17 protein-coding genes and 1 pseudogene are annotated in these 12,758 nt (G+C 74.7%); 4 read left to right on the forward strand and 14 right to left on the reverse strand.

Features of this window, described 5'->3' with window-relative positions:
* The first annotated feature begins 131 nt into the window (after positions 1-131).
* Positions 132-749, forward strand: coding sequence for a TIGR03085 family metal-binding protein (locus tag JKP76_RS16255; protein ID WP_200491920.1), 618 nt, complete (start codon positions 132-134; stop codon positions 747-749).
* Between the two features lie 7 nt (positions 750-756).
* On the opposite strand, the gene JKP76_RS16260 is transcribed toward JKP76_RS16255, so the two are convergent.
* Together JKP76_RS16260 and JKP76_RS16265 are read right to left on the reverse strand one after the other, a co-directional pair.
* Entirely contained in the window at positions 757-1,206 is a 450-nt protein-coding gene (locus JKP76_RS16260) for an SRPBCC family protein (RefSeq protein ID WP_200491921.1), read from the reverse strand.
* Between the two features lie 13 nt (positions 1,207-1,219).
* The gene (locus JKP76_RS16265) at positions 1,220-1,573 is read right to left on the reverse strand and encodes a VOC family protein (RefSeq protein ID WP_200491922.1); all 354 of its coding nucleotides are present in this window, start codon (positions 1,571-1,573) and stop codon (positions 1,220-1,222) included.
* 122 nt (positions 1,574-1,695) lie between these two features.
* Between JKP76_RS16265 and JKP76_RS16270 the strand changes: the two genes are divergently transcribed.
* The gene (locus tag JKP76_RS16270) at positions 1,696-2,190 is read left to right on the forward strand and encodes a hypothetical protein (RefSeq protein WP_200491923.1); all 495 of its coding nucleotides are present in this window, start codon (positions 1,696-1,698) and stop codon (positions 2,188-2,190) included.
* A gap of 10 nt (positions 2,191-2,200) precedes the next feature.
* Here the strand turns inward: JKP76_RS16270 and hisF are convergent, their stop codons facing one another.
* Genes hisF through priA form a run of 3 tightly spaced genes read right to left on the reverse strand, consistent with a single transcriptional unit; the run spans position 2,201 to position 4,088 of the window.
* The gene (hisF, locus tag JKP76_RS16275; protein WP_200491924.1) at positions 2,201-2,971 is read right to left on the reverse strand and encodes an imidazole glycerol phosphate synthase subunit HisF; all 771 of its coding nucleotides are present in this window, start codon (positions 2,969-2,971) and stop codon (positions 2,201-2,203) included.
* On the reverse strand, positions 2,968-3,360 hold the full coding sequence (locus JKP76_RS16280) for a RidA family protein (protein ID WP_200491925.1): 393 nt from the start codon (positions 3,358-3,360) through the stop codon (positions 2,968-2,970). Before JKP76_RS16280 ends, hisF begins: the two co-directional genes overlap by 4 nt.
* Positions 3,357-4,088: a bifunctional 1-(5-phosphoribosyl)-5-((5-phosphoribosylamino)methylideneamino)imidazole-4-carboxamide isomerase/phosphoribosylanthranilate isomerase PriA gene (priA, locus tag JKP76_RS16285; protein ID WP_200491926.1), complete on the reverse strand. Its 732-nt coding sequence runs from the start codon at positions 4,086-4,088 to the stop codon at positions 3,357-3,359. The genes JKP76_RS16280 and priA overlap by 4 nt, the downstream gene beginning before the upstream one ends.
* Before the next feature lie 51 nt (positions 4,089-4,139).
* Here priA and JKP76_RS16290 point away from each other — a divergent pair, with 51 nt between their 5' ends.
* Positions 4,140-4,739, forward strand: a complete 600-nt coding sequence (locus JKP76_RS16290; RefSeq protein ID WP_200491927.1) for a nitroreductase family protein — start codon at positions 4,140-4,142, stop codon at positions 4,737-4,739.
* Positions 4,740-4,761: 22 nt separating this feature from the next.
* Positions 4,762-5,466, forward strand: coding sequence for a class I SAM-dependent methyltransferase (locus JKP76_RS16295; protein WP_200491928.1), 705 nt, complete (start codon positions 4,762-4,764; stop codon positions 5,464-5,466).
* On the opposite strand, the gene hisH is transcribed toward JKP76_RS16295, so the two are convergent.
* The 9 genes and pseudogenes from hisH to hisD form a co-directional block, all read right to left on the reverse strand.
* Positions 5,467-6,105, reverse strand: a complete 639-nt coding sequence (gene hisH / locus JKP76_RS16300) for an imidazole glycerol phosphate synthase subunit HisH (protein ID WP_200491929.1) — start codon at positions 6,103-6,105, stop codon at positions 5,467-5,469.
* A gap of 10 nt (positions 6,106-6,115) precedes the next feature.
* Positions 6,116-6,721: a hypothetical protein gene (locus JKP76_RS16305; RefSeq protein WP_200491930.1), complete on the reverse strand. Its 606-nt coding sequence runs from the start codon at positions 6,719-6,721 to the stop codon at positions 6,116-6,118.
* Positions 6,722-6,837: 116 nt separating this feature from the next.
* Complete coding sequence (locus tag JKP76_RS16310) at positions 6,838-8,790, reverse strand: glycosyltransferase (RefSeq protein WP_207168316.1); 1,953 nt, start codon at positions 8,788-8,790, stop codon at positions 6,838-6,840.
* 91 nt (positions 8,791-8,881) lie between these two features.
* Complete coding sequence (locus JKP76_RS16315; protein ID WP_200491932.1) at positions 8,882-9,481, reverse strand: nucleotidyltransferase family protein; 600 nt, start codon at positions 9,479-9,481, stop codon at positions 8,882-8,884.
* Between the two features lie 7 nt (positions 9,482-9,488).
* The gene (locus JKP76_RS16320) at positions 9,489-9,665 is read right to left on the reverse strand and encodes a hypothetical protein (protein ID WP_200491933.1); all 177 of its coding nucleotides are present in this window, start codon (positions 9,663-9,665) and stop codon (positions 9,489-9,491) included.
* Positions 9,666-9,668: 3 nt separating this feature from the next.
* Positions 9,669-10,277 carry an imidazoleglycerol-phosphate dehydratase HisB gene (hisB, locus tag JKP76_RS16325; RefSeq protein WP_091767363.1) on the reverse strand — a complete coding sequence of 203 codons (609 nt, stop codon included), beginning with the start codon at positions 10,275-10,277 and terminating at the stop codon, positions 9,669-9,671.
* 41 nt (positions 10,278-10,318) lie between these two features.
* On the reverse strand, positions 10,319-10,825 hold the full coding sequence (locus tag JKP76_RS22680) for an aminotransferase class I/II-fold pyridoxal phosphate-dependent enzyme (protein WP_309233071.1): 507 nt from the start codon (positions 10,823-10,825) through the stop codon (positions 10,319-10,321).
* A gap of 103 nt (positions 10,826-10,928) precedes the next feature.
* A pseudogene (locus JKP76_RS22685) lies at positions 10,929-11,387 on the reverse strand (aminotransferase class I/II-fold pyridoxal phosphate-dependent enzyme); the annotation flags it as partial.
* 5 nt (positions 11,388-11,392) lie between these two features.
* Positions 11,393-12,697: a histidinol dehydrogenase gene (gene hisD / locus JKP76_RS16335; RefSeq protein ID WP_200491934.1), complete on the reverse strand. Its 1,305-nt coding sequence runs from the start codon at positions 12,695-12,697 to the stop codon at positions 11,393-11,395.
* Between the last annotated feature and the right edge of the window lie 61 nt (positions 12,698-12,758).

Consider the following 12,758-nt stretch of genomic DNA (forward strand, 5'->3'; position numbering starts at 1 on the left):
ATCTCGACGGCGGCGCGGCACGGGTCTCCTCGGGGTGGTTCGGTTCGGCCTTCGGATGTTACGTGGATCTCACCCGTCAACCGAACGGTATTCGGTTTATTCCGCGCGCCGGATGCCGATAGCGTCGGGCGATGACCTCCGCTCCCGACGCGTCCGCTCCGCTCGCCGACCAGGAGCGCCGCGCGCTGGCCGACCTGCTCGACGAGCTCGGCCCGGACGCCCCGACCTGCTGCGCGGGGTGGACGACGGCGCACCTGGCCGCGCACCTCGCCGTCCGCGACCGGCGGCCGGACGCGATGCCGGGCTACGCCCTCGAGCAGGTGCCGGGGCTGGGGCGGCTGGGTGCCTGGTCGCACCGCGTGGAGGACAGCGCCCGGCTGCAGCGCTCCTACGCCGAGCTGGTGACGGCGGTGCGCTCCGGCCCACCGGCCTGGTCGCCGCTGGCCTGGCCGGGGCTCGAACGGCTGAACGCGCCGGAGTTCGCGATCCACCACGAGGACGTGCGGCGGGCCCAGCCCGGGTGGACGCCCCGCGAGCTGCCGGCCGGGGTGCAGGACCAGCTCTGGGTGCCGGCCAGGCTGTACGCCCGCCGCGCCGCCGGCCGCCGCGGTGCCGTGCTGCGCCGCACCGACCGGCCCGGCACCGAGGCCCGCATCGGCGCGGGCGGGCGCACCGTGGAGGGCGAGCCGCTGGAGCTGCTGCTGTGGGCGTCGGGCCGCACCGGGGTGGCACGGGTGCGCATCTGCTGAGCCGTGATCAGCCCGGCGGCCCGGCCAGCGCGTCGAGGGCCGAGCGCCACAGCCGAGGGAAGGCGACCGGGCCGATCAGCCGCTGGGCCAGCAGGATCGCCCGCCCCCGCGCGCCCCGCGGGTGGTGGTGGTCGATCTCGGCGTCGAGCCGGCTGCCCCCGTCCGGACCGGGGGCGATCCGGATCTCGCCACGGCCGGCGTCGCAGTGGTCGCTGTCCAGCAGCGTCCAGCGGACGGTGCCCGGCGGCTGCCACTCGTAGCGGAGCAGCACCCAGATGCGGGTGCCCGCGCTGCCCTCGCGGGCGACCGCCCAGCCGGGGCCGCTCTCGCGCAGCTCGTACTTCGCCGGGTCCAGGGTCCTCCGCCAGACCTCCAGGCGGCGCTCCGAGAAGTCGGTGAAGGCGGTGAACACCTGCTCGGGTGTGGCCCGCGTCGTCAGGGAGTACCGGAACCGCACGGCCGGTCGCCTCCTAGTCCGCGTGCCCGAGGACGTTGACGACGACGCCGTGCGGATCGCGGACGAAGAAGCGGCGGACCCCCCACGGCTCCTGGGTGAGCGGGTGCACGATCTCGTAGCCGCGGCGCTGCGCCTCGGCGTACGCGGCGTCGACGTCGGCGACCGCCACGCTCATCGACGACTGCTCGGGCGCCGTCTCGTCCCTGCTCACGAGGGTCACCTGGATGCTCGGGTTCGCCGGGGACCGGAAGCTGGCGACCCAGCCCATGTCGAACTGCTTCTCCAGGCCGAGGAACTCCTCGTAGAACTCGTGCCCGGTGGTCGGGTCGGCGACCGTCAGGTTCGGGATGATGCGATGCAGGTGCATGGCGGCGCTCCGGGGTCGGGCTCCCCACCCTGCTCCCCCGGCCGCCGCGCGTCGACGGTCCGTCGCGCGCCCGGCGAGCCGGATGCAGGCGCAGCGGCTCGTCGACCTCTACGGTTCCGCGCGTGACGCTCGACGCTTCCTCCGCGACCCCCGCGCCGGTCTCCCCGGTAGCGCCCCGGCCGCAGTCCCGGCAGCAGGTCCCGGCCCCGGTTGCGCCCGCTCCCGCGCCTGCGGGCACTGGTGGTCCGGTCCCCTCCGGGCGACCCGGCCGGTGGCTCGCCATCGCCTTCGCCGTGGCCTGGGTGCTGTGCCCGGCGGTCGAGCCGTTGCCCGCGGGCGACCTGGCCTACCCGGCGTGGCAGGCGGTCATCGACCTGTCGGCGCTGGGCACCATCGTGCTGGCGGTGACCCTGCTGTGGCGCAGCAGCCGGCACGCCCCGGTCGCCGGCATCGCCGCCGGCGTCCTCATGGCCGTCGAGACCATCACCTGCCCGTGGGCCGGGCACACGCCGGTGGGCTGGTGGACCTGGGTCCAGGCCGGCCTGTCGCTGGCCGTGCTGCTCACCGCCGCGGCGCTGGTGAGCCGCTGGCCGCGCATGACGGCGCCCGGACGCTGACCGCGGGGCGCTACCGGACCGGGATCCCCGCGCGGGACAGCTCGGCCTTGACGTCGCCGACCCGCAGCTTGCCGAAGTGGAAGACGCTCGCGGCGAGGACGGCGTCGGCGCCGGCCTCGACCGCGGGCGGGAAGTCCTCGACCTTGCCGGCTCCCCCGCTGGCGATCACCGGCACGGTCACCTCGCGGCGCACCGCGCGGATCAGCTCGGTGTCGAAGCCGGCCTGGGTGCCGTCGGCGTCCATCGAGTTGAGCAGCACCTCGCCGACACCGAGCTCGGCGGCCCGCACCACCCACTCGACGGCGTCCCGGCCGGTGCCCTGGCGCCCGCCGTGCGTGGTGATCTCGAAGCCCGAATCGGTGGCCGCGCCGTCGCGCACGCGGCGGGCGTCGACCGACAGCACCAGCACCTGGCTGCCGAACCGGTGCGCGATCTCGGCGATCAGCTCCGGCCGGGCGACGGCGGCGGTGTTGACGCCGACCTTGTCCGCGCCGGCCCGCAGCAGCCGGTCGACGTCCTCGACCGTGCGCACGCCGCCGCCGACGGTGAGCGGGATGAACACGCTCTCCGCGGTGCGGCGGACGACGTCGTAGGTCGTCTCCCGGTTGCCCGAGCTGGCGCTGATGTCGAGGAAGGTGAGCTCGTCGGCGCCCTCGGCGTCGTAGACCCGGGCCATCTCGACCGGGTCGCCGGCGTCGCGCAGGTCGACGAAGTTGACGCCCTTGACCACCCGGCCCTGGTCGACGTCCAGGCACGGGATGACGCGCACCGACACGCTCATGCCCCGGCCCCCCGCACCGCGTCGGCCTCGATCTCGACCAGGTGGGCGGGGTCGATGAGGGCGGCGACCTGCACCATCGAGGTGGCCGGCCGGATGTCGCCGAAGACCTCGCCGTGCACCCGCCCGACCTCCTCCCACCGGGAGATGTCGGTGACGAACAGCCGCGTGCGGACGACGTCGGCCATGGTGAACCCGGCCCGCTCCAGCGACTGCTCGATGATCGCGAGCGCCTGCCGGGTCTGCGCGGCGGCGTCGCCGGGGTGGGCGACCTCGCCGTCCACCGTGGAGGTGGTGCCGCTGACCCAGGCGGTGTCACCGCGGACGACGACGCGGCTGTAGCCGACCACCGCCTCCCACGGGCTGCCCGAGCCCAGCCGCACCACGCTCACGCGAGCTCCTCGGTGATCCGCAAGGCCTGCGGCAGGGTGAAGGCGCCGGCGTACAGGGCCTTGCCGACGATGGCGCCCTCGACGCCGACGGCGGTCAACCCGGCCAGGGCGCGGATGTCGTCCAGCGAGCTCACGCCGCCGGAGGCGATGACCGGGCGCGGCGTCGCGGCGCAGACCTCGCGCAGCAGCTCCAGGTTCGGGCCCTTGAGCGTGCCGTCCTTGGTGATGTCGGTGACGACGTAGCGGGCGCAGCCCTCGGCGTCCAGGCGGGCGAGGGTCTCGTAGAGCTCGCCGCCCTCCTGCGTCCAGCCGCGGGCGGCCAGCCGGGTGCCGCGCACGTCCAGCCCGACGGCGATGCGGTCGCCGTGCTCGGCGATGGCGCGGGCGCACCACTCGGGCGACTCCAGCGCCGCGGTGCCCAGGTTGACCCGGCGGCAGCCGGTGGCCAGCGCCGCGGCCAGCGACTCGTCGTCCCGGATGCCGCCGGAGAGCTCGACGTCGACGTCCAGCTCACCGACGACGCGGGCCAGCAGCTCGCGGTTGCTGCCGCGGCCGAAGGCGGCGTCCAGGTCGACCAGGTGGACCCACTCGGCGCCGTCGCGCTGCCACTGGAGGGCGGCCTCGAGCGGGTCGCCGTAGGAGGTCTCGCTCCCGGCCTCCCCCTGGACGAGGCGCACGGCCTGTCCGTCGGCGACGTCGACGGCGGGGAGCAGCTGCAGCTTCGGCACGGTGACCAGCCTAGGAGCGATGTCATCGGAGTTCTGCGGCAGGCTGTCGCCGTGGAGTTCGCAGAGGTGGTCCGCCGCCGTCGCATGGTGCGCGACTACGACCCCGACCGGCCGGTGCCGCCGGAGGTGCGGGAGCGGCTGCTGGCGCACGCCATCCGGGCGCCCTCGGCCGGGTTCAGCCAGGGCTGGGCGTTCCTGGTGCTGGAGGACGACGAGGACCGGGACCGCTTCTGGACGGCGACCACCGACGCCGGCGCGCCGGACGCCTGGCTGACGCGGATGCGCCGGGCGCCGCTGCTGGTCGTGCCGTTCGCGAACAAGCAGGCCTACCTCGACCGGTACGCCGAGCCGGACAAGGGCTGGACCGACCGCGACGAGGCGCGCTGGCCGGTGCCGTACTGGGACGTCGACGCCGGGATGGCGTCGCTGCTCGTGCTGCTGACCGCCGTCGACGAGGGGCTCGGCGCCTGCTTCTTCGGCGTGCCCGGGGACAAGGTGGACGCGCTGCGCGCCGCGTTCGGGGTGCCCGGGGAGTACCGGCCGGTCGGCTGCCTGTCGATCGGCTACCCCGGCGAGGGCGACCGCCGCTCCCCCTCGCTGCGGCGCGGGCGACGCGGCCTGGACGAGGTCGTGCACCGCGGCCGGTGGTGACCCGCGCCACTAGGGTCGCCCGGTGACCGACGAGCTCTGGCGCCCCTACGAGTCCATGGCCGACGAGTTCCTGGCGCACGCCGAGGACGGCGCCTACAACGCCCACTACGACCGGCCGGCCGTGCTGGAGCTGCTGGGCGACGTCACCGGCCTGCGGGTGCTGGACGCCGGGTGCGGGCCGGGCCTCTACGCCGAGGAGCTGCTGGCGCGCGGCGCGGAGGTCGTCGGCTTCGACGCCAGCAGCGCCATGGTGGAGCTGGCGCGGGCGCGGGTCGGCGACCGCGCCGAGATCCGCGTCGCCCGGCTGGACGAGCCCCTCCCCTACCCCGACGCCTCCGTCGACCTGGTCGTCTGCGCCCTCGCGATCCACTACGTCGCGGACGAGCGCGCCGCCTTCGCCGAGATGCGCCGGGTCCTGAAGCCCGGCGGTGCTGCCGTCGTCTCCACCCAGCACCCGACCACCGACTGGCTGCGCAAGGGCGGCTCCTACTTCGACCGCGTCCTGGAGACCGACGCCTGGTCGATGCTGTCGGGGCGGCACGAGGTGCAGTTCTGGCGCGAGCCGCTGTCCGACCTCTGCGCCGCGGCCACCGACGCCGGGTTCGTCATCCAGCGGCTGGTCGAGCCGCGGCCGCCGGAGAGCATGCGGCAGCGCTGGCCCGAGGAGGCCGCGAAGCTGAGCACCCGCCCGGGCTTCCTCGCCCTGCGGCTGCTCGCGCTGCCCTGATCAGGCGAGCGTGCCCAGCCAGTTGGTGAGCAGCTGGGCGCCGGCGTCGCCGCTCTTCTCCGGGTGGAACTGCGTCGCCGACAGCGCGGTGTTCTCGATGCCCGCGACGAACCGGTCGCCGTGCTCGGCCCAGGTGACCTTCGGCTTGGGCAGCGGCGAGGGCAGGTCGTCCTGACCGAGGGTGAACTCGCGGACGCCGTAGGAGTGCACGAAGTAGAAGCGCTCGTCCTCGATCCCGTCGAAGAGCACGCTGCCGGGGGCGACGTCGACGGTGTTCCAGCCCATGTGCGGCAGCACCGGGGCCCGGAGCGGCTCGACGACGCCGGGCCACTCGCCGCAGCCCTCCGCATCGTGACCGTGCTCGACGCCGCGCTCGAAGAGGATCTGCATGCCGACGCAGATGCCGAGCACCGGACGACCGCCGGCCAGCCGGCGGTCGATGATCCGCGCGCCGTCGACGGCCTTGAGGCCCTCCATGCACGCGGCGAACGCGCCGACGCCGGGGACGACGAGACCGTCGGCCTCGAGCGCGGTCTGCGCGTCGGAGGTGACGGTGACGTCGGCCCCCACCCGCGCGAGCGCGCGCTCCGCCGAGCGCAGATTGCCCGACCCGTAGTCGAGGACCGCCACCTTCTTCACGCCTGCCACGCTACCGACCAGCGCAGCGGCCCCGCCGGGGATTCCCCCGAGGCGCTGCGACGGCCACCACCAGCCCACCGGTCGCGCGGATGCGCACGAGCGTGGTCTCCGGCGGGCGGGAGGCCACGCTCGTGCGCATGCGGGCGCACCGGCTGCCCGGCCGGGGCACGGGCCTCAGCGCGAGGTGCTCCAGGCGATGAAGAACTCCGCGAAGGCCGCCATGGCCGGCGGGAAGGACAGCACCAGGAAGGCCGCGGCCACGCGGGTCCCAGCGCCACAGCCGACCGACCGGCCCCGGGGCGGAGTCACCCATCCGGGCGCGGTCGGACTGCCAGGCCTCCACCCGGCGCCACTCGGGCGCCCCGCCGCACGCGACGGCGAGCACCCCGGCCACCGCCAGCGCCCCGAGCAGCGGGATCGATCCGGCGATCACCAGTCCGGCCCCGGCGGAGCCCGCGAGGAAGCCGGTGACGGTCACCGCCCGCAGGCAGAAGACCGCCCCGTAGGCGGCGAGCAGCAGCGCGAACCCCGGCAGCAGCGCGTCCTGCCAGGGCCGGCCGGCGACCAGCAGCCCGCCCGCGACCGCGCCGACTGCGAGCAGCGCGGCCGCGCTCACCCGGCCCAGGGGAACGGACCGAGGTGCGGCGCCGGCAGCGACCGGAGACGCATCGACCGGGGAGACGGCGGTGCGCCGCCGGTGCGGAAGCGGAGCGAGCGGCGACGGCACGGTGGTCACTGGTCGTCCGCCCGGTCGGTGGCGGTCGCCGCCGGGCCGGGGGCGACGTGGCTGGACAGCCCGTGCGTCGTCTTCTCCCAGTAGAACGGCTTGGTGACCAGCTGCCAGGCCGCCTTGTAGGCCGCGACCGAGTGCAGCAGCCAGTACAGCGGGGACAGCAGCGCGAAGGGCACCAGCCGGTAGTTGCGCCGCTTGAACCCGGCGAGCAGCGACAGGTAGATGATCACGCCGTTGCCGAGCAGCAGGTTGCCCAGGCTGACCGTCACCAGCCACTGCGGCAGGGCGGACACCAGCAGCCCGGGCCGGACGAGGTCCACGACGAACAAGGCGTACAGCCAGGGCGTGGCCAGGAACATCAGCGGGGTGCCGCCGATGAGCAGGGCGAACCCGGCGGTCTGCCGGGCCCCGACGCTGCGGAAGAGCGCCACCGGCCGGCGGCTGTGCACCAGCACCGTCTGCATGTAGCCCTTGACCCAGCGGCTGCGCTGCCGGATCCAGTTGCCGACGGCCATGTTGGCCTCTTCGTACGTCGTGGAGTTGACGACGGCGACCCGGTAGCCGCGGGCCGAGGCGCGGATGCCCAGGTCGGCGTCCTCGGTGACGTTGTAGGGGTCCCAGCCGCCGAGCTCGCGCAGCGCGCCGGCCCGGAAGTGGTTGCTGGTGCCGCCGAGCGGGATCGGCAGCCGCAGCTTGTCCAGGCCGGCCAGCGTGTAGTCGAACCACGAGGAGTACTCGAGGGTGAACATGCGGGTGAGCACGTTCTCGGTGGCGTTGAAGTAGTTCAGCGCGGCCTGCACGCACGCCAGGTCCTCGCCGCCCTTGCCGAACGCGACGACGGCCTTCTTCAGCTGGTCGGGGTCCGGGCGGTCCTCGGCGTCGTAGATGACCACGAACTCGCCGCGGGCGAAGGTCAGGCCCACGTTGCAGGCCCTCGGCTTGGTCTTGGGCAGCGAGTGCGGGACCACGATGATCCGGACGATGTCCGGCGGGGCGGCGGCCAGCGCGGCGGCGAGGGTCTCCTCGTCGTCCTCCTCGAGCAGCAGGAGGATCTCCACCTTCTCCCGCGGGTAGTCCAGCGCGGCGAGGTTGCGCATGAGCAACCCGACGATCCCGGCCTCCTTGTAGACCGGCACGAGGATCGAGTACCGCGGCAGGTCGGCGTCGACGAGCGCGGCGACCTCCTCGTCGGTGACCTGCTCGACGGTCTCGTACGCGGTGCCGACCGTGCTGATCAGGGCCTTCGCGCCCACGGCGAGCGCGACGGAGACGTTGAGCACCGCCACGACGACGAGCGCCGTGGCGGAGAACCACAGGACGGCCGACAGCGTGGTGCCCGCGACCAGGCCGACGGCGAGCGCGATCTGCCACCACACGAACACCTGCGACGCGGACTCAGCGGGGCGCTGCTCGGCCAGCGCGCGCACCGAGGTGTGCACCAGCTCGTCGCGCCAGGCGGTGCGCAGGCCGCGGTGCACGTCCCAGTCGGAGGTCACCACCTGCCGCACCCGGGGGATGCCGGTGCGGGCGGCGACCTCGTCGGCGATGTGCACCGACGGGCGACCGGCGACGGCGACGACGACCTGCCGGCCGCCGTCGGCAGACTGCTCGATCCGCACCGGCAGCCACAGCTCGCGGGCGAGCAGATCGGCGGGGAACAGCCGGGCGAGCTCCGGGTCGACGTCGTCGGAGTCGAGGAAGGTGATGTCGGCGCCCCACACCTGGGCGAGCGCGGTGTAGAGCTGCCGGCGGGTGATCGCTCCCCGCGCGAGCAGGACGGCACCGAGGGGTTCACCGACCTGCCGGTGGCCGTCGAGGGCCTCGCGCAGCTGGTCGCGGGTGATCACGCCCTGCTCGAGGAGCACGTCACCGAGGCGGAGCTGCGCGTCGGCCGACCGTGGGTCGGCCGGGGCGGCGGGCAGCGACTGCTGCATGCGGAGGACCATGATCATCTGGTCGTCCCGCGGCGGCCCGCAGCCGAGCGGACGCAGATGATCATCACCCGGATGAGGGAGAGGCACCCCGGCCCGGGGTGCGCCCGGGTCAGCGGTGCGGTATCGGTACCGCCGCGTCCCACGGCAGCACGGTCAGCTCCGGCCACTCCCCCAGCCAGCGCGCCGCCTTGGCCTCGTAGACCGCCCGCGGCGCCAGCCGCGGGTTGGGGCGCACGACCAGCCCGAACAGGTCGTCGAGCCCGTACGGCGCGTACACCCGCGGCTCGCCGGAGGCGTCCACCGTGACGCCCACGGCGCAGCAGACCGCGGCGAAGGAGTCGATGGCGTCGGCGCAGTCGCGGAACGGCGGGGCCGGCGTCCCGAAGTGGTCGGCGTACCAGAGGTGCACCCGCGCCTCGTTGCGGATCTCCACGGGCACGGGCAGGTCGGCGAACAGCTCCGCCCCGGCCCGGATGACGACGTCCTCCGCCTCCCACGAGGTGTCCTCGTCGAAGTAGAAGAGGTCGGCGTCGCGGATGCCGGTCCCGGGCGGGCGGCCGGTGAGGTCGTTCCACACCGTCTGGAACAGCACCCCGGCGGTGAGCCACCAGTCGGCCACGCCCAGGGCCGGCGCCCGGTCGAGCACCGCCGCGACCGTCGGGTCGGCGAGCACGGTGCGCAGGAGGCGCTGCTCGTCCGCCCCGCTCATCCGCGGGTCAGACGAGCCGGAGCACGCCCGCCGCGGACGCCAGCAGCGCCGCCAGCAGCAGGACGACGGCGAACACCACCTGCGGGGTGCTCCGGCGGGGGTCGTCCTCGTCGACGCTCCAGATGCTCCACGCGCCGCCGAGGAGGAAGCCGCCGAACACCAGCAGGATCAGCCCGGAGTTCACCGGTTACAGGGCACCCTTGGTCGAGGGCACGTCGGTGACGCGGGGGTCCAGCGCCACGGCCTGGCGCAGCGCGCGGGCCAGCGCCTTGAACTGGCCCTCGACGATGTGGTGGGCGTCCCGGCCGGCGTAGAGCACCCGCACGTGCAGGCTGATCCGCGCGTTGAACGCGAACGACTCGAGCACGTGCTTGGTCAGCGACGTCGGGTAGTCCGGCCCGATCATCGGCGTCATGCCTTCGGGCTCGGCGTGCACGAAGTACGGCCGGCCCGACAGGTCGACGGCGGCCTGCGCCAGCACCTCGTCCATCGGGATGGTGGCGTCGCCGTACCGCGTGATGCCGCGCTTGTCGCCCAGGGCCTCGGCGAACGCCTGGCCGAGCGCGATCGCGACGTCCTCGACGGTGTGGTGCGCGTCGATGTGCAGGTCGCCGTCGGCCTGCACCGTGAGGTCGATGCCGCTGTGCTTGGACAGCGCGGTGAGCATGTGGTCGTAGAAGCCGACGCCCGTGCTGATCGAGCTGGTGCCCGTGCCGTCGAGGTCGAGCTCGACGACCAGCTTGGTCTCGCTGGTCGCGCGCTCCACCCGGGCGGTGCGACGTGCAGGTGCGGTCATGAGCTCAGTCTCCCAGAACGAGGCGGTGATCCGGCGCGACCTCACCCAGCGCGGTGAGGAAGGCGTCGGTCTCGGCGGCGGTGCCGGCGGTGAACCCGGAGCCAGCCGGGCAGCCCGACGTCGCGGACCAGCACGCCGCGGTCGAGCAGCGCCTGCCAGGTGGCGGGCGCGTCGGCGAACCGGCCGAAGAGCACGAAGTTGGCGTCGCTGGGCACGCTGGTCAGGCCCAGCGCCGGCAGCGCGGCGACGATCCGGTCCCGCTGCGCCCGCACCGCGTCCACCGTCGCCAGCAGCGCGTCGGTGTGCGCCAGCGCGGCCCGCGCGGCGGCCTGGGTGAGCGAGCTCAGGTGGTAGGGCAGCCGCACCAGCTGCAGCGCGTCGACGACGGCGGGGTCGGCGGCGAGGTAGCCCAGCCGCAGCCCGGCCATCCCGAACGCCTTGCTCATCGTCCGGCTCACGATCAGCCGCGGCCGCCCCGGGAGCAGGGTCAGCGCCGACGGCGTCCCGGTGCGGGCGAACTCGGCGTAGGCCTCGTCGACGACCAGCACGCCCGAGGTCGCCTCGTACAGCGCCTCGATCGTGGCCAGCGGGACGGGCGGTGCCGGTCGGGTTGTTCGGGCTGGTCACGAAGACGACGTGCGGCGCCACCTCGCGCACCTGGGCGACGGCGGCGGCCGGGTCGATCGTGAAGTCCGCCCGCCGGTGCCCGTCCACCCAGCCGGTGCCGGTGCCCGCCGAGATGATCGGGTGCATCGAGTACGACGGCGTGAAGCCCAGCGCGGTGCGGCCCGCCCCGCCGAAGGCCTGCAGGATCTGCTGGAGCACCTCGTTGGAGCCGTTGGCCGCCCACACCTGCGCCGGGTCGACCGGCGTCCCGGCCGACCGGGTGAGGTAGGCGGCGAGGTCGGCGCGCAGCTCGACGGCGTCCCGGTCGGGGTAGCGGTTGAGCTCCAGCGCCGCGTGCCCGAGCGCCGCGCCGAGGTCGGCGAGCAGCTCGTCGGGCAGCGGGTGCGGGTTCTCGTTGGTGTTCAGCCGATGCTGCGCCGGCACCTGCGGGGCGCCGTAGGGCGTGCGCCCCCGCAGCTCCGGCCGCAGCGGGAGCTCGTCCATCGACGTCACGTGCGCTGCCGGATCCGGACCGCGGCGGCGTGCGCGGGCAGGTCCTCGGCACCGGCGAGGGCGTCGATGTGCCCGGCGACGCCGGCGAGCGCCTGCTCGTCGTACTCGATGACGTGGATGCCGCGCAGGAAGGACTGCACCGACAGGCCGCTGGAGAACCGCGCGCAGCCGCCGGTGGGCAGCACGTGGTTGGAGCCGGCGGCGTAGTCGCCGAGCGACACCGGCGACCAGGCGCCGACGAAGACCGCGCCGGCGTTGCGCACCCGGCCGGCGACGGCCCGGGCGTCCCGGGTCTGGATCTCGAGGTGCTCGGCGGCGTAGGCGTCGACCACGCGCAGCCCGGCGTCGATGTCGTCGACCAGGACGATGCCGGACTGGCTGCCGTGCAGCGCCGTGTTGATCCGGTCGGAGTGCTTGGTGGCGGCGACCTGCCCCGGCACGAGCGCGAGGACGGCGTCGGCGAGCGCCTCGCTGTCGGTGACCAGCACCGCTCCGGCGAGCGGGTCGTGCTCGGCCTGGCTGATCAGGTCGGCCGCGACGTGCGCGGGGTCGGCGGTCTCGTCGGCGAGGATCGCGACCTCGGTGGGGCCGGCCTCGGAGTCGATGCCGATGATCCCGCGCAGCAGCCGCTTGGCAGCGGTCACGTAGACGTTGCCGGGGCCGGTGACCATGTCCACCGGCTCGCAGGAGCCCGCGCCGTACCCGAAGACGGCCACGGCCTGCGCCCCACCGACGGCGTAGACCTCGGTGATGCCCAGCAGCGCGCAGGCGGCCAGGACGCCCGGGTCGGGCAGGCCGCCGTGGTCGCGCTGCGGCGGGGAGGCGACGGCGATGGACTCCACGCCGGCGATCTGCGCGGGGACGACGTTCATGACCACGCTGGACAGCAGCGGGGCGAGGCCGCCGGGGACGTACAGCCCGACCCGGCGGACCGGGACCCAGCGCTCGGTGACCGTCCCGCCGGGCACCACCTCGGTGGTGACGTCGGCGCGGCGCTGGTCGGCGTGCACCCGCTGGACCCGCGCGATCGCCTCCTCCAGGGCGGCACGCAGCGTCGGGTCGCACTCGGCCAGCGCGCGGTCCAGTGCCGCCTGCGGGACGGCGAAGTCCTCGTTGTCCACGCCATCGAGCCGCGCGGTGATCTCGCGGACCGCCTGGGCGCCCCGGATGCGCACGTCCTCGCACAGCGGTCGGACGGTGGCCAGGACGGAGTCGATGTCGGTGGCGGCGCGCGGCAGCAGGCCGGCGAGCTCGCGGAATCCCGGCAGCGCGGTTCCGCGCAGGTCGATGCGGGCGAGCACGGGTTGCCTCCGGGAGGGGTGGGGTGGGACGGAGTCCCAGCGTAGTCAGCGGCCCGTAGGC

It is taken from the genome of Blastococcus sp. TML/C7B (assembly GCF_016612845.1).
Lineage (GTDB): Bacteria > Actinomycetota > Actinomycetes > Mycobacteriales > Geodermatophilaceae > Blastococcus.